This is a genomic window from Thiovibrio frasassiensis (genome assembly GCF_029607905.1).
In the GTDB taxonomy this organism is placed as follows: domain Bacteria; phylum Desulfobacterota; class Desulfobulbia; order Desulfobulbales; family Desulfurivibrionaceae; genus Thiovibrio; species Thiovibrio frasassiensis.
The window spans coordinates 955,329-976,952 of record NZ_JAPHEH010000001.1 but is presented as its reverse complement, the minus strand read 5'-3'; the positions used below and the strand labels follow the sequence as shown (position 1 = coordinate 976,952).

The following is a 21,624-nucleotide window of genomic DNA, read 5'->3' as shown; positions in this document are numbered from 1 at the left end:
TTTTTGTCTCCTGAGCACTGTAAACATCTACGGATTCTGCGTCAAGAGATCGTAAACATTCAGAAGCACCGCATCTGCTTTGTCATCGGCCTGTTTGCATAGGCTGGCTATAGCTCACAGGCCTCTTTCGCGCATCTGCAGCGCTTCTAAACGTTTACAGCTTAGGGGGCGGGCAACTTTTTGTTTCTTGCTAATGATTAAGAGATCAGGCAGCCCCAGCGCTTTTTCGCCGCAAGAAGAGGATGAGCAAGCCGGTACCAATCATCAGGCTGCTCAAGAGCTGGCCCATGGTAAGGACATTGAATAAAAAGCCGAGCTGGGCGTCGGGCTGGCGAAACAGCTCGACCACGGTGCGGAAAATCCCGTAAAAGAGGAGAAACAGGGCGAGGAGCGAACCGGTGGGCCAACCCCGTTGCCAGTATCGGTTTTTTAAAAGCCAGAGCAGGGAGAAGAGCACGACCCCTTCGAGGAAAGCTTCATAGAGCTGGGAGGGATGGCGCGGCATCGACCCGCCCCCGGGAAAGACCATACCCCACGGGACATCGCTCATCCGGCCGTAGAGCTCGCCGTTGATGAAGTTGCCGATTCGTCCCAATCCCAAGCCGATGGGGGTGGTGATGATGTAGACATCCGCGCTCTGCCAGAAAGGCAGGCCGGTGATTTTGCAGAAAAGCAGGCCGCCCAGCAACATCCCCATCAGCGCCCCGTGGAAGGACATGCCGCCCTGCCAGGTGGCCAAAATATCTTGCGGATTTGCCAGGTAATAGGCGGGGTTGTAAAAGAGGACATAGCCCAAGCGGGCGCCCAGCACCAGGCTGACGATCAGCACCAGATTGAGATTTTCAAAATGTTTGCCCAGTACGGTGAGGTTGTATCGCCTGATCTGGTGGCGGACCAGCAGATAGGAGGCCATAAAGCCCAAAACATACATCAGGCCGTACCAGCGGACCTGGAGGGGGCCGAGGTGGAGGAGGATAGGGTCGATCTCAGGGTAGGGGAGCATGGGATAGTTACAAGTTGAAAGTTAAGAATGAAAAGTTCAATGGTGAAAACTGAACGCAAAGGCGTAGAGACGCGAATAGAATTGTTTTAAAAATTAAATGGTGTACCTTCGGACTTTCATCCAGTTTGCTTACCTGCGCTTCTGCGGTAACAATGAATATGTACCTCTTCCCGGCAGGTTAGACAATGCAAATCAGCCTGATTACCCTCAATGCCCGCTACTCCCATTCTTGCCCGGCGCTCTTTCATGTGCGTAACGTCCTGGCGCAGGGGCTGCCGGAAAGCTCCCTCGTCCTGCACCAGTTTACGATCAACGATCCCTATTACCAGACCCTGCTGCGGATCACCGGCGATCAGCCGGAGCTTATCTGTTTTTCCGTATACATCTGGAATGCCGAGTACACCCTGCGGTTGGTTGGCGACCTGCGGCGGGTCCTGCCCGAAGTGGTGATCATCCTGGGCGGGCCCGAGGCAACCTTCATGGGGCCGGAAAGTTTGCCCGCAGGGTGCGCCATTGTCCGGGGCGAGGTGGAAGGGTTGGGGGAGGATTTCTTCCGCGATCTGGCCGCCAAAACCCTGCAGTCCGAGTACCGGGCTGCAGGTAACCCCCCATTTGCCATGCCGTATCTGGAGCCCGATTTCGCCGCCCATCTGGAAAACCGCAATATCTACTACGAATCTTCCCGCGGCTGCCCTTTTTCCTGCAGTTACTGCCTTTCTTCGGTGGAGCATGGGGTGCGGTATCGGGAGCTTGACGAGGTCTACCGGGAGCTGGCGATAATCCTGGTCCATGGACCGAAGATCATCCGTTTTGTGGATCGGACCTTCAACGGGCTGCCCGAGCGGGCCCTGGCCATCTGGCGGTTTCTCCTGGCCCAGCCGGGGGAGACCCTTTTTCATTTCGAGATCGCCCCGGATCTCTTCACTGAAGAGATGTTCGCTTTCCTGACCCAGGTTCCCCACGACCGCTTTCAGTTTGAGATCGGCTTGCAGTCCACCAATCCGGAGACCCTTCAGGCGGTGAATCGGAAAATGGATCTGGCCCGGGCCGGGGAGAATATCCGGCGCCTGGTGGGGTTGGACAACATCCACCTCCATCTGGATCTGATCTTAGGGCTTCCTTATGAAACGGAAGCAACCTTTCGGACCTCGTTGAACGAGGCCTTGGCCATGGCGCCCCACCATCTGCAGATGGGCTTGCTCAAGGTGCTGCCCGGCACCCCGATCAGTCGGGCTGCAGTGGAGTTCGCTCTCGTCAGCTCGGCCACGCCGCCCTATTCGGTGCTGGCCACCCGCTGGCTGGACCATGCCCAGCTGCGCCGCCTGTACTGGCTGGGCGAGTGCCTGGAGGCCTTTTACAACAACCGATTTTTCCGTAACACCTTGAATTATATCATGAAAAAAGGCGATGAGCCTTTCGGCTTCTTCGCCCAATTACTCACCGTCTGTCAGACGGCGGGTTTTTTCTCTCTGGCGAAAACCCAGGAGCTCATGACCAGGATGCTGGTGGAGCTGGCGCGGACCCGGGAGGATGGGGAGCTGTTTTGTGAGCTGCTCCGCTTTGATTGGCTGGTGAGCGGGCAGAGGATTATGCCCCCCTATCTTATCGCAGAGTCGTCCAAGGAGATCAGGGATTATCTCTGGCTCCATCTGCCGGAATCCCTTCCGCCGCAATATACCCGGCTGACCAAGAACGAGTTTTTCAAGCGGGGGATTTTTGCCAGGTTTTCCGGGCAATTGCTGCAGGCGGTCGGCTTGGCGGAATCCAAAGGTCAGTCAAGCCAAAGCGGCTATGTCTGCTTCCTGCCGGAACAGGAATGCGTCGCAGGGCATCAACGCCAGCAGCATACGGTGTTTTTCCCGGAAGAGAAGGGAAAAGGGCAGTGAAAAGTTAAAAATGAAAAATGAGGTGAAGAGCGGGAAAACTTTCCCTTAACTTTTCATTCTTCATTTTTAACTTTTCACTTTTAACTCCTGTCTACACCGCCAGCCGCAGGATCTCTGCGATGGTTTCCTTGGGGTAGAGCCCGCCGATCCCCCATTGTTTGGCCAGCCCTTCGGCATTCTCGGCGATTTTCTCGATGTCGGTGGCCGGGATCTCCGCCTCAGCCAACCGCACCGGGGACTTGATCGTGACAAACCACTGCTCCAGCGCGGCAATCCCTGCCTTGCCGGAATCGAGCCCGAAAATCTCCTTGGCAAAGCGGGCAAACTGGCTGGGGTTTTTTGCCTCATACCACTTCATCCAGGCGGGCAGCACGATGGAAAGGCCTGCCCCGTGCGGGATGTTGTAGATGGCGCTCATGGCGTGCTCGATCATGTGGTTGGGAAAGCTGTATTCCCCGATCCCGGCCGGGGTCAGGCCGTTCAAAGCCAGGGTGGCGGTCCACATGAAGGAAGCGCGTGCCTTGGCGTGGCTGGGTTCGGCCATGATCAGGTCGGTGGTTTCGATCACCGTTTTGATGATCCCTTCCACCAGCCGGTCCTGGAGATGGGTGCCGGGCTCTTTGGTGAAGTAGCCCTCGAGGACATGGGCGATGGCGTCCACCGCGCTGTAGGCCGTGTAATTCAGGGGCACGGAATGGGTCAGCTCCGGGTTGAGGATGGAGACCTTGGGGTAGACGTGGGGCGAGGCGATGTTGTATTTCTGCTTGGTTTCCGCATTGGTGACCACCGAGTTGCCGTTCATCTCGCTGCCGGTGGCGGCCAGGGTCAGGACGGTGAAGACAGGCAGGGCGCGTTCCACCTCTTTGCCGACAAAGAACTGCCAGACATCCTTGTCGCTCAGGGCGCCGACCGCGATGGCCTTGGCCTCGTCCAGGACCGAGCCGCCGCCCACCGCCAAAATCGCCTCCACCTGATCCCGCTTGGCCAGGGCCACGCCTTCCCTGGTATGGGAAAGCACCGGATTGGAGTCCACCCCGCCAAACTGAGTGCAACCGATACCGCTGGCTGTGAGGTTGGCCAGGACCCGGTCGAGCAGACCGCTTTTGACCACCGAGTTCCGGCCATAGACCAACAGCACCTTGGTGATCCCGGCGGCGGTCAGTTCCGAGCCGATCAGACTCTCTTTGTCTGCGCCGAAGATAATCTTGGTTGGGTTGTGAAAGGTGAAGTCAAACATGAGTCAGTCCTCCGTCTGGTGGATGATCTGGATTTTCAAGCTGGGTAGAGAGGCGAGTATAATGTCGAAAATAATCTATCACTTTTGGGTGTAAGCTCGCACGCAAAATAAGAAAATCTTGCAAGTAAACGCAGAAAAATTCTAATTCAAAACCATCAACACCGCATCAGTAATTCGCCACCAACAACTCGGTGTGCTCCTTACTCCTGGCATTGCCATTTCGGCTCATCGAATACCGTAGCTTCACCTCCTCGATCTTAAACATCCTGAATATCTCCCGCACCTCCGCCGTATCGTTGATGGTCATCAAAAAACGCCCCTGGATGCTTGAGAGGGTACTGGCCAGGTCGTGGAAGTCCTGCTCCTTAAAATCGTGGCGATAGCCGGGGATCTGCCAGTACGGTGGGTCGAGGAAGAAGAGGGTGTGCGGGCGGTCGTATTTGGGAATCAGCTTCCGGAAGTCCAACCGCTCGATGGTCACCTGGGCGAGGCGCAGCCAGGCGTCATGAATGGTGCGCTCTAGGTTGAACAGGTTGAGCCGAGGAGGGCCAGAGGTGGAGGTGCCGAAGGTCTGGCCAGTGACCTTGCCGCCGAAGCTGTTCTTTTGCAGGTAGAAATAGCGCACCGCCCGCTGTATATCGGTGAGGGTTTCCGGCACCACTTGCAGCATCCGCGCGAATTCATCGCGGCTCACCAGGCTCAACTCGAACTGGCGGTGGAACTCCAGGGGGTGGTGCTTGATCACCCGGTACAACGTGACCAGTTCTTGGTCGAAGTCATTCAGCACCTCGGCCCTGGATGGCTCCTTGGTGAAGAGCACCGTGGCACTCCCTGCAAACACCTCCACATAACAGCCATGTGCCGGGATCTTCTCGATGATGCGTTTTGCGAGTCTGGTCTTGCCTCCAAAATACGGTATCAGTGAGCCCATTGTTTCCGTCCTTGAATATGGGCAGGCATTATGCTACGTTCCTTGGCTGCTGTACCACAGCACCGGGACGAAAGCAGGTATTCCTGCGGGCCTCCATTCCGTGTGTTCGCACGGGTGGATGGTTCGGGGGCTGTTGACGCAGCCCCCAGTCCCGTCCTTACATTCCCTCTTGATAATCTTCCGGCAACTGCTTGCGCTGCAACTCCGAAACAAAAGACTGGTAGCAATGGTTCGGTTGCCAGAAAAACAGCTTGTCAACCAGCCACCGTGCCTCCCGCCACCATGGCAAAGCCCGGTGCCGCCACATGCGGGCAGATAGGGTCTCGTCCGCCCAGCCGCCCAGGATTGCATTCAGGAGCTGGTCAATGGCGATGGCGACCTGTTTCATGGCCACACAATAGCCGGAATTTCAGCCAGCAATCCCGCCACCGTCGGTGCGGTGCGCAGGTTGTTCTGCACATCCGCAAGAGCTTGATAACAAGTGGACCAAGCTGCATCCCGGCCAGCCACCCCGGCGGCGGCCTCGGCTGCAAATGTGGGGTTCGTGCTGGTCACGTATGAGCATAGCGACAGGATGCCTTCGTAGTTTTTCTCCCGCGCCTTGGCGTCCAGCATCGCCTGCACCGCATCCTGATACTCTTTAATGGTCGGCGCAGGCGGCGCATTCACCTCCACGGCCCACACCCCGGCCACAAACCGACAACTCTCAGCCTGGGGGTTATAGGCGGGCGGCTCCAGCTCCGTGCTCCCGGCCCAATCAGCCACGGCTGGCAGCGGGTTGCGGATATGTTCCAAGGTCTCGGGGTGATAATAGTTCATACAGCTACCTCCAGGCGGTTCAGCAGGTTGTGGGTTTTGACCCGTTGGCTGGTTCTTTCCATGGCATTCCCCATCATAATTTTTTCCAAAGCCGGGCTGTCGCCCGGCTACACAAGATTCAGGTGGTCACAGGCGGCGCGGACACCCATAGGCCAGTACGAGTCCCACGGGGAGTCGGACCAGTACGAGCTCCGCGAACCGGAGTTGACGCCGTGCGCCCGATGGCCGCCCAAGAGAACCCGAGCTAAACCGTAGGTGCCTTGAGTGTCGACTTGTCCTCGGCCTCCGTTGACGGCCTTCCACGACCATGTCGTGGTGTCGTAAAACTGGCCAGTGTCCTCCCCCCAGGTATAATGATGCCCGCTAGCCTGCTCCAACCCATACTTACTGGTGTAGCCAGCGTTGCGTTGGGTGGTGGGGTAGGTAGCAGCGGTGGAGTCGATGGACTGATTCTCCGTCACCCCGAAAGCGGCATCCACAAAGAGGCTCTCCCGCATGAGCTTGGCGCCATAGGCCCGGACGATCTCGTTTGCCGTCCACCAATTCATATTTGGATACGTGACGGTGCCATCGCCGCCAAAGGCAAGCGGCTTTTTAGGCAAGACCGTGCCGGAGGCGATGTTGGTGCCTGCCTTGGATAGCCCGTTGGCGATATGGTCGGTGGAGCAGAGATAGTTGGCCACCCACAACCCGTTGACAAACGTAAATCCCTTCTGCGCCCGCAGCAACGAATCGTTGGACGAAGCCCGCCATCGGAGATCCCAAATCGACCAGGCATTGATCCCGGCAATGAGATCAACATCCGCCTGGGTCCAGATCATACCGTTGTCCGTAGTGGCGAACGAGCCGCCCGCCACGGTGGTGCCAGGGGCCACCAGGCCATAGTGAAAGCCGCCGATGAGCCGCGAGGTTTCGGTGGTGTAGCCCGTGGGCGCGGTAAACGAGGCATCGGCCCGCACGGTGCCATCGGTGCAGGCGTAGATGGCGTAGTCGGTGCCTGCGGTGAGGGCGGGCATGACTATGGCGGTATCCACAGCGGCGGAAACCTTGGTGGAGCCAACAATAGCCACCACCCCAGCCTTGACGGAGATGGTGGACGCGCCGGTTTTGGTGAAGGCCTGGCTGCCTGATTCGCGCTTGTAGAAGCCGTAGGGGTTGTTGTTTACCCCGGCAATCAGGCTTTGAACCTGCGCCAGCGGAACCACATCGCTAGAGCCTACGGCAGTAGCGGCCCGAAAAAGCTGAGTTACTGAGCCGCTCTTCATGGCAAACGAGGCAAGCAGCCAGTCAAAAAGCTGTCCGTTATCCAACGGGTCGAGTGTTCCCCCAAGTCCCTCCACAACCCCAGCCAACTCTTCTTGCACCGCATTCAGCCAGTCGTCGGTAACTACCGTACCCTTGGTGTTGGTCGCCGGATCTCCCCCATTAAAAAGCCCGTCTTGCGTTCCTATTCTTCGCATGGTTCCTCCTTATATAATGTAGCTGAAGTAAACGAAGGTGTGCGCAGGCTTCAGCTCCCTGAACAACTCCTCCAGCAGGGTTTGCGAATCCCACCAGGACAACATCTCTCCCGCCGCAGATCCATCCGCCCGAAACTCATAGATCGGCTGATTGTATATCTCCAGCCCCCACTGATAGATGACCGAGTCATCAAACAGTTCATCTCCGGCAGCTCCCCAGCCCGCCATGAACGGCAGCGGCTCTACGATCTCGACCACGTAGCCCAGGGCCTCGGCCAGACGGATAAAGTAAGGGATCGAGAGCCCGCCCTTTTCGCGTATTTTCCGCACGATCTTGCCGCGGCGGTATTGCAGCGGGTCATCCACACCGGGCGTCAAGCCGAGCACCCGCTCCCAGTCGACAAGCAGCAGGTTTGTGGTGTCCGGGAACATCTCCGTGAGCAAGGTCTCGGCGCTGGCCTGGGCGATGTCCAGATGCTTGGCATCCAGCTCCAGATCCGCGTCATGGTCGCCACCTAACTCAACCGGAAACAGGAGGCGCAGGGTGTCTTTGTTAACTGACATCGATCACTCCTGGCCGCAGCATTTCATAGGATGCCGGAGTAACCGTGGCAGCCGGTAACGAGATCACCGGATTGCCTGCCCCATTTTCCGTGGCACGGGCAGACAGCTGCGGCAGATACAGCTCTTGCCCAGGCTCAAAGACCGTCAGATATGCCTCGATGTCGGCTTGCACTGCTGCGGCCAAGGCGCTGCCCACCCCGGTCATGGTCACGTCCTGGAGAACAATGGTCGGGGCCAGGATTCGGACAAACCGCGCTCCCACCGGGCGGAGATCGGCGATATAAGCGGCCACGGCATCAATCAAAGCCTGATCCGGAATCTCGGAGCCGGTGGTGGTCGCGTTGGCCAGGATAACCACATCCACGCTCTCTGCCCCCTGGGCCAGCGGGAAGGCATAGGCAGCCTGCACATCATCGACCTCCTTTGCCCATTTTTCATAATCGTATTTGTTGCCCCCGGCCGGTGGCTGCCGGATGTAACCGAGCAACCGCGCCAGGTAGTCGGCATCATTCTCTCCAGCCGTGCGGGGAACGCCGCGAACCCAGGCATGATGCTCCAGGGCCTCGGTGTCGGCTGTATCCGGAAACGCCTGCCTGCTGATCCAGTGCTGATATTTGTAAAGCCCCCACAAGGCCGAGGCGTAGCCCGCTGCCTTCATATAGGCGAGGCTCCCCTGGGAGACATCAACGCCAGGGAAAATGTTTTGAAAGTCGGTCAGAATGCCGTTCAAGATCTCGTCGAAGCTTTTTCCAAAGGCCATCACACCACCTCTTTGAATGTCGTGAATGTCACCGTGCGGCCGTCCGCCTGCACGACTTCGACCAGCAATTTCAGGCGATTCAGATCCTGCCGACGGTCACGTTCCGACGAGACATCCACCGACCGGGCGCGGCCTGTATCGATGAGCCATTGCAGGGCCTCTTTATAATCGTGGCGGATCAGCGCCGCCGTGGCCTCGGTGTTTTTCAGCCTGCCCCGCTGCCGCAGACCGAAGGCGGGGTTGTGGAAGAAGGAGCCTTTTTTCACGGTCAGGCTGAGGTAGATATTATTGAAGATGTTGCCAGCCCCGACGAAGGTCATCTGGGCCTGGCCATCCTGTAGGGTGATTGCGAAATCCATCTCAGCCCGCCTTGGTGATGCTGGTGCAAGTGTTGCCCAGCGTCAGCGTTGTGTTCGGCCCGGCGCTATTGCCGCTGCCGGGCTGTATTCCACCGTGATTGTGGCCGTTAAACAGGGCAAGGAACCGCTCGTCGATGAGTGACCGCAGTGATCCGCGGTCGCCGCCCAGGTTAATTATGGGGCTGGTCACCTGGCAGCTGGTGGCGGCAACCACCGTGGCCACCGGCGCGGTGATCTTGGCTTCTGCTCCGACATCCGCGGTCAGCTTGTCGCATCCATATATATGGACCTCTTTTCCACGCTTCAGATGAATGACCATGCCCTGATCGTCATACAGGGCAACCTCGCCCTCCTCGATAGGTATCCGGTAACGCCGGTCATCCGAGGCGACCAGAACGATGTGGTTCCCATCCTTGTCGGCAATCCCCTCCGCACCCGGCAGGGGCCGCGAGGTGTACCCGTAGTGCTGAAAAACCTCCCGATCGGTAAAGGTCTCCCCAGCCCGGCCGGAGGCGCTGAAGCGCTTGATCACCCCTTCCCACATAGATGTGATGCGAACCCTGATCATTGCACCAACCCCGGAGGCCCAAGCTTCAGCCTGGTGATGGTTCCGTCCGATCGGGAGCGGTCAAAGGTGCGGCCGTAGATAAGAAACACCCCATCGACCCCCAGCACTTCGTCATGGACCTCGCACAGCTCGTTTATCTGCCAGTTCTTGCCGTTTTGGCTGTGGCCCTGGACCTTATAGTGGAGCTGATAGCCCTGGTGCCGCTGCTGCTCCATCAAGAACCTGGCGTGGAGCGCCGGGCTTTGCGAATCGTTGTTATCCCTGGTGACAAAGGGCTTGTAGAAGGGAAGCTCTTTATCTTCCACCACGCCCTTAGTGGTGATCTTGGTGGCGTCCATGCCGTCATCATCCTGGCCCTGCGCCTGGCCGATAACCGTCACCTTCGAGTACCGCTTCGAGATATCATCGACCTCCTCGCCCTCCAGCACATTGTTGCCGACCCCGCTCTTCGTGTTGGTGAGCGTAAACATCGGCTCGCCCTTGGCCTTCGGCCTGCCGAAAACAAGGGTACCGTCCGCCAGGGCAAAAAACATCAACCCCCGGCTGGCAGCATAGGTCCGCAGCACCTCGAACACGGTCATGCCCGGCGCGATCTGCGAGATCTTCTGCGGGGTGTCCAGGTAGCCGATCAGCGGGGTGTCCACGCTCCGCTTCTTGCCCTTCAGCTTACCGACGATATTCTCCTGGTACTGGATCTGCTTGCGGTTGATGAACGGCACGGTCTTGAGCAGCATTGCCGCCAGCTCCGAGAGCTTCTTGCCCTGGACTGTGACAAACTCCTCGCAGTAGGAGTCCACCAGGAGCCCCATCAGATCCCGTCCCTCGATCCGCATAACAAGCGAGCCGCTCTTGTCATATTTACGGGAGCGCTTGTCGATGATGCCGGTCAGCTCCAGGGTGTCGTTTACGTACAGCTGGCACTGCTGCCCTCGCTTGATCTCTATCTCGGGAGCGGCCACCTCCAGGGAAAAGGCATCGTCCGCCGTGTAGATATCCGCTTCCACCGAGTACGAGGCGAACCGCTCGATCCGCTGGCCACCGATCTGGAGGGTAACGTTATCAGGAGGCATACACGCCCACCTCGCCGCTGGCGCAATTGGGGTTACGGATAGCGTTGATCGTCAGCAACCGCTCGGCGGCGTTATAGGGCAGGCCGTATCGCAGGCAGACCAGATGCAGCGGCATGGGGTTGTCGAGCAGGATCCGGATAATCTTCTCCCGCTCCAGCTTGATATTGCTCACATGGATCTGGAGCTGGAGGGCCTGCTGTTTCAGGCTGGTGCTCTGCCGAGACAGCTCCACGGCCTCCTGAAGACTTGCCCGCACAACAGCCAGGCTGCTTTCAAGCTCATTCACCGTCATGGTCGTTTCAGGGGCGAGGGACGAAACCCCGGTGCCGGCCGCTGCCGGAGCCGTGTAATTCCCCAGGACATCAAAGGCCCGAACCCCTTCATTCTTTTTCTGGGCCACCCGTAGCGTCTCATCCGCCTTGTAGCAATAGGCGGTCTGCAGCGCGGTATGGCTTGCCGCCGCGATGGTCGTGGTTTTGGAGAATTTGCCCGAGGCGTTCGCCAGCCCCTTGAGGCCGAAGGTCATGCTGTCCACAAACCTGGCCGGGGCGGAACGGAGCGTGTCGTAGAGCAGGGCATAGCGCTCCACGACTCGGCTCAGGCTGCCGATTACCCGGCCGGGCAGGTTGGTGCCGTAATTTATGGTGGAGACCAGGGAGTTGGCCGGATTGGCGATGGTATTCAGCGTAGCCTGCATGGTGCCGACGTAGGTCTCAACCGTTTTGAGGTAGTTTCTGGCCTTGGTGGACACGTCCTGGAACTGCTCCACGATTCCCAGCGCCGGGTCAAGCACTCGGTCCAGGATGCCGGAAGCTTCCGGCCCCAGGGCGTCCCTTACATCGTCGGCAAACTCCCGTTTCTGGTCTTCGATGCCGTCGTTGTATGCCTCCTCGGCCACCGCCTCGACATCCGTGTGGCTGGTATCGCCGCCGTCCTCGATAAGGCCATGGACAAAGGTGATGTCGATCTCCGCCGTCCGCTGTCGCTCGTCATGGCGCACCGACATCGATTCGACGCAGCCTCGCAGCGGCCCGTATTTCGGATGGACCAGCTCACTGATCTCCAGAGAGGCCAGATGGTCCACCAGCTCCTGGTGGGTGTCGTAGGTTTCATGATCCGCCCCATCGTCCCAGAAATAGCAGCGGAACTTCACGACCCGCGCCTTCTGGCCCATGTCCTCCAGGAGCGCCCCGTCCTTAAACGGGTACTCATGCCGGACGATGGCTTTCTCGAACGCATCGTCGATGGTTTCTATCTCCAGGGCGAAACCGTCGAGTTCTGCTGGGTAAAGATCAGGCATTCAGGTGATCCTCTTAATGGGACGAAGCCATAGCCGCAGGGGCAAAGCTGCCGCGCCGCATGGTGTTGATCTTGGTATGGGTGTTCGGGTCGCTGGTTTGCGTTACCACCCGGTTGTTGCCGTCAATGGCGATACTCAGGTTGATGTCGTTTTTCATCTGGCCTCTACCACCTTCATAGCCACGATTAAGCACGGAATCGATTGCTTTCACCTGATAGCTGTCTTCGCCGCCCCCCATGACCATGTGCCGACCCCGGAGGCTGCGCAGAGTCTCTTGCGACGATGCGGAGACCTGAGCGTCGGTTATTGCCTTGCCGATGACCATGGATAGTTCAGCGACAACGGCAGTGGCAAGCGGGATGGCCAGAGGAGCAGCAGCAGCCAATGTGGAGCCACCGCCAGCAGCCGCTGCAGCAGTCTCGGCAACTGCCGCCGCTCCTCCCGCACCAAAACCACCTGGCCAATTGACGACAAAAACCGGCGTCACCCCCGCCGCCATTTCCAGGGCTTTGCCTTCGGCTACTCCCAGGCCAACGGAGCTACCGTGACCGAGCATCTTCTTGACCGCTGCGCCCACACTTTTGGCGCCATATCTCGCAAGCAGCAGGGTCCCAAACGTGCCGCCGAGCCCGCCCATGATCATCTCTTTCCCGTCCAGATCCAGGCCGCCATTCTCTTTTTTATCTCGGGCAAACTGGATGAACTGCCCCAGGGTCTTGTTTATCGGTTGGACAAATCCGTCCGCCGCTTCACGCAGGTCGTTTTTCAGCATGCCGGTCTGGTCGATCAGGTTCCGGGTCGCTTCAGAGAAGTCCCTTTTCAAGGTGCCCCCGGCATCGCTGATGGTGGCAGAGAACTCACGCACCTTGTCCAAGGCATCGCCCTGAAGCAAGGTCTTGATACCCTTGATGGTGTCAAGGTCGGCATGGCCGAATGCCTTTTGGATGAAGACCGCCCGCTGCTGATCGGTGGTGAGGGTGTCGTATTTCTTCTTGATGTCACCCAGCACGTCCAGGGCGTCACGCCGTGCGCCTTTCGCATCGAAAAACTTGACCCCTGTGCCTTTCTGCGCCTCGGACATGTACTTGAGATTGGTGAATACCCGCATGGTGCTGTCTGCCAAAGTGGCCAGACGCTCAGGGTTTTTCTCCACCATGGACAGCCCCTCGATAAAGGCAAGGGTCTTTTCAAAACCCATACCAGCGCTGGCCGAATTGACCCCGACCCTGGCGAAGATGGAGGAGAGGTTCTCTAGCTCGGCATTTCCTAGACGACCAGCCACGGTCATCTTGTCGAGCATATCCAGTGCCATCCCTGGCTTGGCCAGGTCAAAGTTGTAAGCAGTGGCCGCAACAGTAAGTCCGGACGACAAAGTCTGAGCGTTGGCACCTGTCACGGCCATGGCCGTATTGATGCCTTTCAATGCCTCCTTGGACTCTTTCATGTTGAGCCCGGACTGCACCAGGGAGTTGAACCCGTCTCGCAGATCCTCAACGCCTTGACCTGATTCTCTGGACAGAGCAAAGAGTTCCGCTCGCAGCGCCGACACCTTGCCGCTCCCTTCTCCGGCGGTCTGGCCGATCTGGGTCAGCGACTTGTCGAGCCGGGCGGAGTCCATCATGATCTTGACGGCTCCGATACCGACACCGAGAGAAGCCAACTGGCCATGAACAGAACCGAACGCACCTTTCAACGCGTCCAGTTCACTCTTCGCGCCACGGGCAAACCGTGTCACCGCGCTTTTCGAGCTGTTCATTTCCGTCTTGAAGCCGGACGCATTTGCGACCAGCTCCAGGAACAGTTTCATGTTATCGGCCATGGCTCGGTTTCTTCCTCTTTACGACGTAGGTCTTTTTCTTCTTCGGGGAGACAAGCTCTTCGTGGGCAAGGAGAAGACCCATGGCCTCTCCCTCCGGCATCGTTAGAGTCTCCTGGTAGCTAAGCCCCAGCTTCACCAACGCTATCTGGAGCTTTCGCTGCGGCTTCAGCCGCGCCTCGAAACGTGCGCCTCTTCTCTTCCAGCCTCTTGTCCGCAGCGGCCAGCTCGTTGAAGTCTGTCTGGCGCATGGTCATCAGCAGGGCCGTAGTGATCTCTTCCTGCGGGATGCCATCCACCGACAGCCGCTGGGCCATGACGCACACCCCGAAGAATGAATCACTCTTTCCTGCCCGTTCCGCATCGTCGGAATCGAATACCTCGATCGCGTCACAGACCAACTGCTCCCGCAGGGTATACTTGCGATGCACAGCCCCATCCCTCTCGATGCCGAACGGCAATGTCCCTTTCTCTTCCAGCATCGCTACACCTTCCCGGCTGCGCCGAAGTTAATGGTTTTGGTCGCTTCATTGTCGCCGTCGTATTTAACGCTGCCGATCTTGAGGCGAGTTACCCCGGTATAGGTCACCCTCACCCCGTTTTGCTTGTCGATGGTCAGGGTGCCATTTTTTACGCCCTCGAAATCAAATTCGGGCGCATCCGCTGGCACCACGTACTCCACATCGACGGTGTAGCGCGGGGTGGTGTCCATGGAGCCGGTCTTGTTCATCAACTTCACCTGTTTGGCGAGTTCGACCTCGCCCTCGGTGACGGTTTTGAAATCATCAATCTCCTGGCCGTTAACCTCCAGAAGCACTCGCGATACGTATTCAGACATGGGTTTCTCCTTTTCTTTAGCTGACAGCCGTCAGCAGTTGTCAGCCGTGGCCGTGCTTTGTCTTACAGATACAGGTCAATCCGGGCTGCGAACACATGCAGGCCGTTGACCACGTCCGCCGGGATAGCTGCATTCACCCGAGTGGGATCTTGCAGATCGTCCTCAACAAGGAGTTTAGACTTGTGCTCGTCAACGTTTTCCAAAATCTCCAGCTCTTCCAGCTTGTAAGAGACATCAAGCAGCTCGGTGTAGATGGCCGATTTTACCCTGGCGGTCTTTTTCGACCGAGGGAAGCGCAAAGAGATCCTGTCCAGCCATGCTTTCCTGCTGTAGTCGAGCGAGCGGATAGTGGTGATGTCGAGCAAGGAAATGTCGTCCACCCCCTGGGCATCCTGAACATACGTGGAGACGGCACGCACGATCTGCACCCTTTCTCCTGGGCCAACCTCCAGCGGTGTAACCCCGTTGTAGAGACAGTTCTCCTGCTCGGTGCGAGAGAGCCGCTGATCGATGGCCGGGGCATGGATGCCTTTCAGCTCCAGAGTATTGAGCGGCATGGCCGGATCTTCCTCAAAAGCCACGACGGACGAGAATGCCGCAGCGAGTTCATAGGGTAACGACCGTGTACCCCGCAGATAAGGCGCATAGATCCGGCCATCGTTGATCAGGCCGGAGAGCGTCGTGGTGGCGGCAAGCGCCCCGGTGTTGCCATAGAACCCTATTCCAGGTCGTTTCTCCAGCGAACCCGACACCGAGAAAAGGTGGGTGCGCAGCGCCGTGATGCTGGTCTCGTCGTTATAGGGAGTGGCAACCACATGATACTGCTCGGCAAAAACCGTAGCCAAAGCGGCGGCGATATCCGGATCCACCGCACCGCCATTCATGGCGACAATGGTGGAGGTTACGCCCGTGGCGGTGGATGAAAAAGTGATGCCGATCTGGTTGCCGAGCGTGCCTTTGTTCTTGGCCGTGAAGTTGACTTTCTCCGTGTCTCCGCCATCCACCTCTGCAGTGACCGGCAGGTCCGGGTATTTGGCCAGCTCGGTGTTAAGTGTCGTGGCCATGGATGCGGCCGTATCGCCACTGACGACACCCACCTCAATTTTTCGGTTGGCGATAAATACCGTGTTGCTGCCGGAACTGGTGGCAGGCCCGTTGATCTTGGTGCTGCCGAGCGCCGCCACCCCGGTAGCGGCATCATCAAGCGCCACGATGGTGAGGTCCAGGTAGGGGTTAGCCACGATCGCCGCCCTGGTCATCAGGTGGGCCACTGAGCCCTGGCCGAAGTAGTCGGCCGCCTGTGCATCGGAAAAGGCCAAGGTGGGCACCTTTTCGGCCACGGAGCCAGCGGCCAGCCGTTGGCCCACTATCAGCATGCGCTGTTTGTTGGCTGGCAGAGTCCGAACCGCCAGCCTGAGATTAAACTCGCCGTACTTGCCAGGCTTGCGGAGACTGGCAAGGATGGTGTCAAAGCTGATATTCTTGGATGCCATTACCGGTCACCTCCCTTGACTTTTTGCGGGGCTGCTGCGACTTCAATCAGGGAGCCATCGGTGACCAGGCGGCGATAATATGGAGATTCAGATACCTCCACCGCCTTGCTGTCGGTGATGTACTCTCTGGGCTTGCCTTCCATCGGGCACTTGAGGCCCGGCGCGGCTTTTACTCTCATGGGTCTTCTCCTTACAAAAGGGTTAACTCATCCGAGGCGTCGGCCACTCCGTCATCCGCCGGATCTTGCAGGTAGTAATTGAAGCCGACCGTGAGCAGATCCGCGACCTCCTCTTCATCGAGCTTCGTAATAACAAACGAGGTAGCCAGCTCCAGCGAGTAGACGATGAGCCCTTTCTCCCTGAATTCCTCGGTGGTGACATTCTTCCAGTTGCGCGGCACCAAGGCTTTGATGGCCAGCCCCAAATTTTGCAGCAACAGGGTCTGGACGATGCCTTGCAGGATCAGATACACCCCCTTGCGCCGCTCACCCTCACTGGCCAGGTGGGAGAAGATGACATCAACAAAGATCGTCACCTCCTGGCGGTAGCTCTGCATGGTGACCTTCTCGAACTGCGCCGCCTCGGTGGAGACATAGACGGCCGGGTGCGGGATACCTTCGGCCCCTTTCTGCACGGCAACCATCCCGGCAGTGCTGCCCAGCTTTGTTTTTATGCGGGCGACGATCGCATCTTCGATCTGGGTAAGCATAGATTAGAACCCTCGCATGCTGTCGCGGCTGAATAGTCTGGCCGGGCCGGACACAACAGCCCCGCCTGCCTCCGGGGTCGCCGCGCCGCCGCTACCTTCCGACCCGAGAGAGATCTTGTCGGTCTGGATCTGCTCCAGGATCTTCAGGGCACTCTTGTACCGCTCGGTAACGCCCTCCGGCGGGGTGAGCTTGATCCGCCTGGCATACAGCCGGTAGATCGCCACGTCGGCGGCCAGGGTATTGAGCAGCCCAGGCACCGGGGAGAGGGGCAGGGTGTACCTCCCACGGAGATAGCCGTCGATCAGCTCACCGGCATCGGTGATGGCCCGGTCCACATTTACCTGATTGACCGCAACCGGCGGGGTCGTATCGTCGGTCAACTGGATCAGATCATTCTCCGGAACCGTTGCCCGGATATCAACCAAGGTGCAGTACATGGTTCAGCCCTTATTTTTTCTGCCCGGAAGCGGGAGTCTTCTTGCCAGCGACAGCCTTTTTCTCCGAAGCCTCTTTGTCGGTAGCAGCTTTCTTGTCGGCGGCGTCTTTCTCAGCGGCCTCTTTGTCGGCAGCAGCCTTCTTGTCGGCGGCGTCTTTCTCAGTGGCCTCTTTGTCGGCAGCAGCCTTCTTGTCGGCGGCGTCTTTCTCAGCGGCCTCCTTGTCAGCAGCAACCTTCTTCTCCGCAGCTTCCTTCTCGGCCTGGGCTTTCTTCTCAGCTTCGGGATCGGGTGCATCCTCGATCTCGACCACGGTCAGCATGGGGTCAGCCTTGAGGATCGCAATTTGTTCCTCGGTAAAGCGTCCGGCCGGGTGGTCGGTTGGCTGGGCGGGGTGCGGAATTCCGCAACGCCGGAAGCCGTCGTTTTGGGCAGTGATACGTAGCGCCATGATTTTCTCCTTCTTAAAGCCGGGCAGGTCTCCCCGCCCGGCGCTCGATGTTATTTACTTCCGAACCGATCAACCCTGGCCGGTGGAGGCGGCTGAGAGCTGCCAGAGGCCATACGCTCCGACGGCCCGAGCCTCGGCGCCGTATTTGAATTCCTTGCGCATGAAGACAGCGTCGGAACTCGGGTCGGTTGCCTGGACAAAGACCGGGGCCTTCCGTTCCTGATAGATGAAGGGCTTGATCGGCCGACTGGTGACGTGCAGCATGTAGCCGGTAGCGCTGGTAAGCCCGGCGTTGACCTTCACGGTGCAGGTGCCCTTGTAGGGATTGGGGTTGTTGTCCTGGAGCTTGTCTGCCGTGGCGATGATGTTCATCACTGCTTCAAGCGCAGGCGGCCCTTCCAGAAGATCCGGAACCAACCCGAGCTTTCTGCCCTCGTCATCGGTGAAGTTCATGATCGCGTGCCGCAGCGCACCATAGCTCGCCTCGACCGCAGCCAGGTTGGCGGCGGAGAGTACGGCGGCGAACTTATTGCTGACGGAAGCCACCGGCACCTCAGCGCCGTTGCCCACCGGATGGTCGGTATCGTAGAAAAACTGGCCGTCATAACAGGTGTTGGCGAAGGCGCCGTTCTTCAGATCGGTGTCGATCTCGCCCGGAAGCTGCTTGGCGGAAAACCCTGCCTCCTGCGCCTGGATGGCATAGATGCCCAGAGTGTCATCCTCGATGTCGTTACGGTCGACAGCGATGGTGGCTTCCCAGTCCTTGTTGATCACGATGTACTTGAAAGCGGCCAGGGCTTTGATCACCTTGTCGCCGATCCACTCCCGCATCTTGGGGAAACGGGACAGCCAGTTGTAGTTGTTCTGGCTCGACCCGCTCGGGATCTTCATCGTGGTCTTTTCCCAGTCGGATGGGGCGGCATCGAATGCCCGGTTGAAGGTGGTTTTGATGTTGATAAATACCGCTTCCAGATTAGCCTTGTTGACGATCAGGCCTGCCATCCCCGCCACGCCGAACGCGCCGAAGTCGGGCAGGCCCGGCATAGCGGCAGCCGTGGCCGCCTCCGGAGAGACCAGGATGGCCAGGCCGACAAAGCCTGCCAGGCACAGAAGTAAACTGCAGAGACCTTTGAACATTGTGAAATCCTCCATTTGGTTAAGAAAATGAATCGTTACAATTTATTACTCAGCCGACCCCGCCTTATACGGTCGAGAGGGTCGCGCCGTCGTTGACTACTACCCGCCAGATCAGAGCCCCGGCCTTTTTCACTGCCTTGAGGACCACCGTATCACCGGCATCATTGAGGGTGATGGTGTTGTTGCCCGCCTGGTTGATGGCGCTGGCCACAGTGACTACGGCGTCTCCGCCGTCCACATCCATGCTCAGGGCCAGCTCGATGCCGGCAACGCCGGGGATGGCCAGGGTGCGGGTCTCGGCTCCAGCGCTGGTGATGGCGCAGTTGCCGGAGCGGGTGACCGGGATGGCGCCTGCGTTGCCGGGGTCGGCAATGGTGACCGGGCACTTGACCAGTATCTCGGCGACCACCGCTTCGACCGTAGCTGACGCCGTGAGTTGCCCGGCATCGGCTAGGCTGATAGCGCTGGCCGCATGGGCTCCGGCGGCATCGGCGATATGGGTGGCAACGGCAGCATGCTGAATGGCGGGATCAATGTCGATCCAGGCATGGGTGGTGTCCACGTACTCGGCGATGATGCCGCAGTAGATGTTATTGATGACATTGGCGGTAAGATCCACCAGCTGATCGTCGGCCAGGAATACATTGTCGCCGACATTGGCGATGGTGATCGGGGTGGCCAGCTCCATCAGGAACACGCCACGGCGGCGGAGAACCACGGTTTTGGCGCCGCTGGCTCCGGCGTTCACCACCTGACTTGTGGCCACGCCCTGAAAGATCAGACCGGCGGTGTCGGCACCGGGTACGGCATAGCCGTCGGCCCCGATGCAGGCGTTACTGCCGCCGAAGATGGTTGTCGCGGTCTTCACCTTGAAGGGCAGCTCGACGCCGTCCTTGCGGTGTGCTTGTTTGTCTTCTGCAAGTGCTCCCATGATGCGTTACCTCTCTAGGTTGTGGGATGGGATCCAGTTTCGTTTCTCGGAAATCGTCCGGCCTTACGCTTGTGCGCCGTACTTCTTGAGATCCTCGGCCGAGTTTCCGAACATCTCGGCGATCTTGGTCTGGTCGGCGTTCAGGGCCAGCCCCTTGTCCTTATCCGGATCCTTGCCGTCCAGGCCGGAGTCATCGGCGACCGTCGGCGCTGCCTTGACGAAGTCCTTGAAGCGATCGAGCCCGCCTTCCTGCCGACAGCTTGCCTTGTGATAATCGACCGTGGCCGGGGTGATCTTGCCAGCGGCCAGCGCAGCGGAGATCTCGGTGTTGATGGCGGTTTCCATATCCGCCTTTTTCAGGTCGGCGATGGTCTGCTCCGCCTTGGCTGCCCGGTTCAGGGCCGTGTCGTAATCTGCCCTGGGTACGAAGCTGGCCAGGCTGGGGGTCTCTGCCCGATTGGCGGCAGTGGCCAGATCGCCCTGCAGTTTGGTGATGGCGTTCAACGCCTCTGTCTCGGTGGCTGTATCGGCCAGGCCGAGGGCCGCATAGATCTTCTTCATTGCTGGTTCCTCCTCGTGTTCGAGTTGTCCCTCGGTGTTGAGGGCCTGTAGTGCCAGATTCGGCTGGTTGGTCAAAGCGGCTGAGGTCAGCCGCAGGATCTGCTTGGTCAGTTTGTGATAGCGAAAAACCGGAGAGATATAGCGGTACTGGCGGTTGCTCACCGTGAAGCCGCCGTCGTTGTTCCATTCCACCCGGCCCCAGATGCTGCCGTCGTCACGCAGTTCAAGCTCCTTGATCCAGCCAACCGCCGGGGCACTATCACCCTTTGGCGCCTTCAGCTCGGTGGCGTGCTCGATGTCCACCGGCAGATCCTGTTTGTCGGCGACAAAGGTATCGATGATCGTCCGTGCATCGGCATCGGCCATAAGCCAGCTTCTGCCGTCCCTGCCCTTGATCTCCGGTCCGGCCGGGAGCAGCATGATCCAGTCCGGTACGACCGCTCCCGGATGAAACTCGAAATTCAAGGCCGCACAGGCGCCGCGATCGGCCTGGCTGTTCATGGCAATGCCCGTACATTTCTTGCGCATCCTTTTCTCCTATGTCCGTTGAACACCAACCGCGTTTAAAACATCTTTAGATTCTCTTGTGCGGGGCGCGAGCATCCTTGCCCGTGCGTCCGGGCGTTTTGTTTCTTAAAACGCCGCTACGGGCCCTTATTTACGTTTTCATCCCGAGATGGTCAGAGACCACCTCCAGTACCCGGTCACGGTCCTGCCGCGAGAGCCCCAGGAATGGCCGCGCCGGGATATCGGACCCAGGGTGATTAACCGCTCTGGCCGGGTGTCTCCCCCCTGGCCAGGCAAGAGCCTTCTTGTTTTTCGGCTTGATCACATGCGGCTTCGTCTTGCCGCCGAACTGGTGGATCGCGCCGTAGATCCGGTTGGTGCCGATTCGCACTCCGGCATCGCTCGCCTGGTACCGGATCGAGTCCACGAGATAGCGGCGGCCGATTAAGATCTTGCCGCTGTGACCGCGCAGGGACTTGCTGGCAATGGTAGAAGCCTTGAGTTTCTGCCAGGGCCGCCCGTCCGGATCTGTCTGGCTGCCGAATCGATCCTGGGTGGATCGCAACACCACCTCGCCGATGTTTTTAAAGGCCGGAGCAAGCCTGCCAGCTTTGGCGTGCCGGCGATCAAGAGCCCTGACGATCTGGCTGTCGTCGATCTTGCTTATGAGGGTGAAGGCTCCGGCCATTTGACAATCTCCGTCGATTGAGCTACTTTATGTGAACGATGGTTCCGGTTGGGCCGCAGTCCCGAAAACCGGAACCTAGCGCCAAGGCTGCTGCGGAAGCC

At 58.8% G+C, this 21,624-nt stretch carries 25 protein-coding genes; 1 reads left to right on the top strand and 24 read right to left on the bottom strand.

All coding sequences use genetic code 11. The features are described 5' to 3' along the window. Positions 1 to 205 precede the first annotated feature (205 nt). On the bottom strand, positions 206 to 1,003 hold the full coding sequence (gene lgt / locus OLX77_RS04670) for a prolipoprotein diacylglyceryl transferase (protein ID WP_307632426.1): 798 nt from the start codon (positions 1,001 to 1,003) through the stop codon (positions 206 to 208). Between the two features lie 185 nt (positions 1,004 to 1,188). Here lgt and OLX77_RS04665 point away from each other — a divergent pair, with 185 nt between their 5' ends. Continuing rightward, a complete protein-coding gene (locus tag OLX77_RS04665) occupies positions 1,189 to 2,889 on the top strand; it encodes a B12-binding domain-containing radical SAM protein (RefSeq protein ID WP_307632425.1) in 1,701 nt (566 codons plus the stop codon). A gap of 91 nt (positions 2,890 to 2,980) precedes the next feature. On the opposite strand, the gene OLX77_RS04660 is transcribed toward OLX77_RS04665, so the two are convergent. The 23 genes from OLX77_RS04660 to OLX77_RS04550 all read right to left on the bottom strand — a co-directional run bounded on the left by OLX77_RS04660 (position 2,981) and on the right by OLX77_RS04550 (position 21,523). Continuing rightward, positions 2,981 to 4,126: an iron-containing alcohol dehydrogenase gene (locus OLX77_RS04660; protein ID WP_307632424.1), complete on the bottom strand. Its 1,146-nt coding sequence runs from the start codon at positions 4,124 to 4,126 to the stop codon at positions 2,981 to 2,983. Between the two features lie 166 nt (positions 4,127 to 4,292). After that, positions 4,293 to 5,057 carry a DNA adenine methylase gene (locus OLX77_RS04655; RefSeq protein WP_307632423.1) on the bottom strand — a complete coding sequence of 255 codons (765 nt, stop codon included), beginning with the start codon at positions 5,055 to 5,057 and terminating at the stop codon, positions 4,293 to 4,295. A 157-nt stretch (positions 5,058 to 5,214) separates the two neighbouring features. Beyond that, positions 5,215 to 5,445, bottom strand: a complete 231-nt coding sequence (locus OLX77_RS04650; RefSeq protein ID WP_307632422.1) for a hypothetical protein — start codon at positions 5,443 to 5,445, stop codon at positions 5,215 to 5,217. Continuing rightward, positions 5,442 to 5,876 (bottom strand): hypothetical protein, encoded by a 435-nt coding sequence (locus OLX77_RS04645; RefSeq protein ID WP_307632421.1) that lies wholly within the window; start codon positions 5,874 to 5,876, stop codon positions 5,442 to 5,444. The genes OLX77_RS04650 and OLX77_RS04645 overlap by 4 nt, the downstream gene beginning before the upstream one ends. Positions 5,877 to 5,983: 107 nt before the next feature. Further along, the gene (locus OLX77_RS04640) at positions 5,984 to 7,336 is read right to left on the bottom strand and encodes a phage major tropism determinant (RefSeq protein WP_307632420.1); all 1,353 of its coding nucleotides are present in this window, start codon (positions 7,334 to 7,336) and stop codon (positions 5,984 to 5,986) included. A 9-nt stretch (positions 7,337 to 7,345) separates the two neighbouring features. Further along, positions 7,346 to 7,900 carry a YmfQ family protein gene (locus tag OLX77_RS04635; RefSeq protein ID WP_307632419.1) on the bottom strand — a complete coding sequence of 185 codons (555 nt, stop codon included), beginning with the start codon at positions 7,898 to 7,900 and terminating at the stop codon, positions 7,346 to 7,348. Continuing rightward, positions 7,890 to 8,660 (bottom strand): baseplate J/gp47 family protein, encoded by a 771-nt coding sequence (locus OLX77_RS04630; RefSeq protein WP_307632418.1) that lies wholly within the window; start codon positions 8,658 to 8,660, stop codon positions 7,890 to 7,892. Before OLX77_RS04630 ends, OLX77_RS04635 begins: the two co-directional genes overlap by 11 nt. Continuing rightward, positions 8,660 to 9,019, bottom strand: a complete 360-nt coding sequence (locus tag OLX77_RS04625) for a phage GP46 family protein (protein ID WP_307632417.1) — start codon at positions 9,017 to 9,019, stop codon at positions 8,660 to 8,662. Before OLX77_RS04625 ends, OLX77_RS04630 begins: the two co-directional genes overlap by 1 nt. Before the next feature lies 1 nt (position 9,020). Next, entirely contained in the window at positions 9,021 to 9,587 is a 567-nt protein-coding gene (locus OLX77_RS04620) for a phage baseplate assembly protein domain-containing protein (protein WP_307632416.1), read from the bottom strand. Continuing rightward, positions 9,584 to 10,657, bottom strand: a complete 1,074-nt coding sequence (locus OLX77_RS04615; RefSeq protein ID WP_307632415.1) for a phage baseplate assembly protein — start codon at positions 10,655 to 10,657, stop codon at positions 9,584 to 9,586. Before OLX77_RS04615 ends, OLX77_RS04620 begins: the two co-directional genes overlap by 4 nt. Beyond that, entirely contained in the window at positions 10,647 to 11,957 is a 1,311-nt protein-coding gene (locus tag OLX77_RS04610; protein ID WP_307632414.1) for a DNA circularization protein, read from the bottom strand. Before OLX77_RS04610 ends, OLX77_RS04615 begins: the two co-directional genes overlap by 11 nt. 13 nt (positions 11,958 to 11,970) lie before the next feature. Continuing rightward, the gene (locus tag OLX77_RS04605; protein ID WP_307632413.1) at positions 11,971 to 13,776 is read right to left on the bottom strand and encodes a phage tail tape measure protein; all 1,806 of its coding nucleotides are present in this window, start codon (positions 13,774 to 13,776) and stop codon (positions 11,971 to 11,973) included. Between the two features lie 119 nt (positions 13,777 to 13,895). After that, positions 13,896 to 14,255 (bottom strand): hypothetical protein, encoded by a 360-nt coding sequence (locus tag OLX77_RS04600; RefSeq protein WP_307632412.1) that lies wholly within the window; start codon positions 14,253 to 14,255, stop codon positions 13,896 to 13,898. Between the two features lie 2 nt (positions 14,256 to 14,257). Further along, the gene (locus OLX77_RS04595; RefSeq protein WP_307632411.1) at positions 14,258 to 14,611 is read right to left on the bottom strand and encodes a hypothetical protein; all 354 of its coding nucleotides are present in this window, start codon (positions 14,609 to 14,611) and stop codon (positions 14,258 to 14,260) included. 62 nt (positions 14,612 to 14,673) lie between these two features. Continuing rightward, a complete protein-coding gene (locus tag OLX77_RS04590; protein ID WP_307632410.1) occupies positions 14,674 to 16,104 on the bottom strand; it encodes a phage tail sheath subtilisin-like domain-containing protein in 1,431 nt (476 codons plus the stop codon). Beyond that, positions 16,104 to 16,283 (bottom strand): hypothetical protein, encoded by a 180-nt coding sequence (locus OLX77_RS04585; protein ID WP_307632409.1) that lies wholly within the window; start codon positions 16,281 to 16,283, stop codon positions 16,104 to 16,106. The genes OLX77_RS04590 and OLX77_RS04585 overlap by 1 nt, the downstream gene beginning before the upstream one ends. Before the next feature lie 11 nt (positions 16,284 to 16,294). Continuing rightward, positions 16,295 to 16,813, bottom strand: coding sequence for a phage protein Gp37 (locus tag OLX77_RS04580; protein WP_307632408.1), 519 nt, complete (start codon positions 16,811 to 16,813; stop codon positions 16,295 to 16,297). 3 nt (positions 16,814 to 16,816) lie between these two features. After that, a complete protein-coding gene (locus OLX77_RS04575; protein WP_307632407.1) occupies positions 16,817 to 17,251 on the bottom strand; it encodes a gp436 family protein in 435 nt (144 codons plus the stop codon). A 10-nt stretch (positions 17,252 to 17,261) separates the two neighbouring features. After that, positions 17,262 to 17,699, bottom strand: a complete 438-nt coding sequence (locus tag OLX77_RS04570; RefSeq protein WP_307632406.1) for an HI1506-related protein — start codon at positions 17,697 to 17,699, stop codon at positions 17,262 to 17,264. Positions 17,700 to 17,768: 69 nt separating this feature from the next. Next, positions 17,769 to 18,692, bottom strand: a complete 924-nt coding sequence (locus tag OLX77_RS04565) for a Mu-like prophage major head subunit gpT family protein (RefSeq protein ID WP_443098686.1) — start codon at positions 18,690 to 18,692, stop codon at positions 17,769 to 17,771. Positions 18,693 to 18,900: 208 nt separating this feature from the next. After that, on the bottom strand, positions 18,901 to 19,767 hold the full coding sequence (locus OLX77_RS04560; RefSeq protein WP_307632404.1) for a hypothetical protein: 867 nt from the start codon (positions 19,765 to 19,767) through the stop codon (positions 18,901 to 18,903). A gap of 63 nt (positions 19,768 to 19,830) precedes the next feature. Next, on the bottom strand, positions 19,831 to 20,856 hold the full coding sequence (locus tag OLX77_RS04555; RefSeq protein ID WP_307632403.1) for a phage protease: 1,026 nt from the start codon (positions 20,854 to 20,856) through the stop codon (positions 19,831 to 19,833). A gap of 130 nt (positions 20,857 to 20,986) precedes the next feature. Then, positions 20,987 to 21,523, bottom strand: a complete 537-nt coding sequence (locus OLX77_RS04550) for a phage virion morphogenesis protein (protein WP_307632402.1) — start codon at positions 21,521 to 21,523, stop codon at positions 20,987 to 20,989. Positions 21,524 to 21,624: the final 101 nt, after the last annotated feature.

Bases quoted from the DNA above. Each gene is read 5' to 3' on its own strand.
- lgt (WP_307632426.1), bottom strand. From the start codon at position 1,003: ATGCTCCCCTACCCTGAGATCGACCCTATCCTCCTCCACCTCGGCCCC.
- OLX77_RS04665 (WP_307632425.1), top strand. From the start codon at position 1,189: ATGCAAATCAGCCTGATTACCCTCAATGCCCGCTACTCCCATTCTTGC.
- OLX77_RS04660 (WP_307632424.1), bottom strand. From the start codon at position 4,126: ATGTTTGACTTCACCTTTCACAACCCAACCAAGATTATCTTCGGCGCA.
- OLX77_RS04655 (WP_307632423.1), bottom strand. From the start codon at position 5,057: ATGGGCTCACTGATACCGTATTTTGGAGGCAAGACCAGACTCGCAAAA.
- OLX77_RS04650 (WP_307632422.1), bottom strand. From the start codon at position 5,445: ATGAAACAGGTCGCCATCGCCATTGACCAGCTCCTGAATGCAATCCTG.
- OLX77_RS04645 (WP_307632421.1), bottom strand. From the start codon at position 5,876: ATGAACTATTATCACCCCGAGACCTTGGAACATATCCGCAACCCGCTG.
- OLX77_RS04640 (WP_307632420.1), bottom strand. From the start codon at position 7,336: ATGCGAAGAATAGGAACGCAAGACGGGCTTTTTAATGGGGGAGATCCG.
- OLX77_RS04635 (WP_307632419.1), bottom strand. From the start codon at position 7,900: ATGTCAGTTAACAAAGACACCCTGCGCCTCCTGTTTCCGGTTGAGTTA.
- OLX77_RS04630 (WP_307632418.1), bottom strand. From the start codon at position 8,660: ATGGCCTTTGGAAAAAGCTTCGACGAGATCTTGAACGGCATTCTGACC.
- OLX77_RS04625 (WP_307632417.1), bottom strand. From the start codon at position 9,019: ATGGATTTCGCAATCACCCTACAGGATGGCCAGGCCCAGATGACCTTC.
- OLX77_RS04620 (WP_307632416.1), bottom strand. From the start codon at position 9,587: ATGATCAGGGTTCGCATCACATCTATGTGGGAAGGGGTGATCAAGCGC.
- OLX77_RS04615 (WP_307632415.1), bottom strand. From the start codon at position 10,657: ATGCCTCCTGATAACGTTACCCTCCAGATCGGTGGCCAGCGGATCGAG.
- OLX77_RS04610 (WP_307632414.1), bottom strand. From the start codon at position 11,957: ATGCCTGATCTTTACCCAGCAGAACTCGACGGTTTCGCCCTGGAGATA.
- OLX77_RS04605 (WP_307632413.1), bottom strand. From the start codon at position 13,776: ATGGCCGATAACATGAAACTGTTCCTGGAGCTGGTCGCAAATGCGTCC.
- OLX77_RS04600 (WP_307632412.1), bottom strand. From the start codon at position 14,255: ATGCTGGAAGAGAAAGGGACATTGCCGTTCGGCATCGAGAGGGATGGG.
- OLX77_RS04595 (WP_307632411.1), bottom strand. From the start codon at position 14,611: ATGTCTGAATACGTATCGCGAGTGCTTCTGGAGGTTAACGGCCAGGAG.
- OLX77_RS04590 (WP_307632410.1), bottom strand. From the start codon at position 16,104: ATGGCATCCAAGAATATCAGCTTTGACACCATCCTTGCCAGTCTCCGC.
- OLX77_RS04585 (WP_307632409.1), bottom strand. From the start codon at position 16,283: ATGAGAGTAAAAGCCGCGCCGGGCCTCAAGTGCCCGATGGAAGGCAAG.
- OLX77_RS04580 (WP_307632408.1), bottom strand. From the start codon at position 16,813: ATGCTTACCCAGATCGAAGATGCGATCGTCGCCCGCATAAAAACAAAG.
- OLX77_RS04575 (WP_307632407.1), bottom strand. From the start codon at position 17,251: ATGTACTGCACCTTGGTTGATATCCGGGCAACGGTTCCGGAGAATGAT.
- OLX77_RS04570 (WP_307632406.1), bottom strand. From the start codon at position 17,699: ATGGCGCTACGTATCACTGCCCAAAACGACGGCTTCCGGCGTTGCGGA.
- OLX77_RS04560 (WP_307632404.1), bottom strand. From the start codon at position 19,767: ATGGGAGCACTTGCAGAAGACAAACAAGCACACCGCAAGGACGGCGTC.
- OLX77_RS04555 (WP_307632403.1), bottom strand. From the start codon at position 20,856: ATGCGCAAGAAATGTACGGGCATTGCCATGAACAGCCAGGCCGATCGC.
- OLX77_RS04550 (WP_307632402.1), bottom strand. From the start codon at position 21,523: ATGGCCGGAGCCTTCACCCTCATAAGCAAGATCGACGACAGCCAGATC.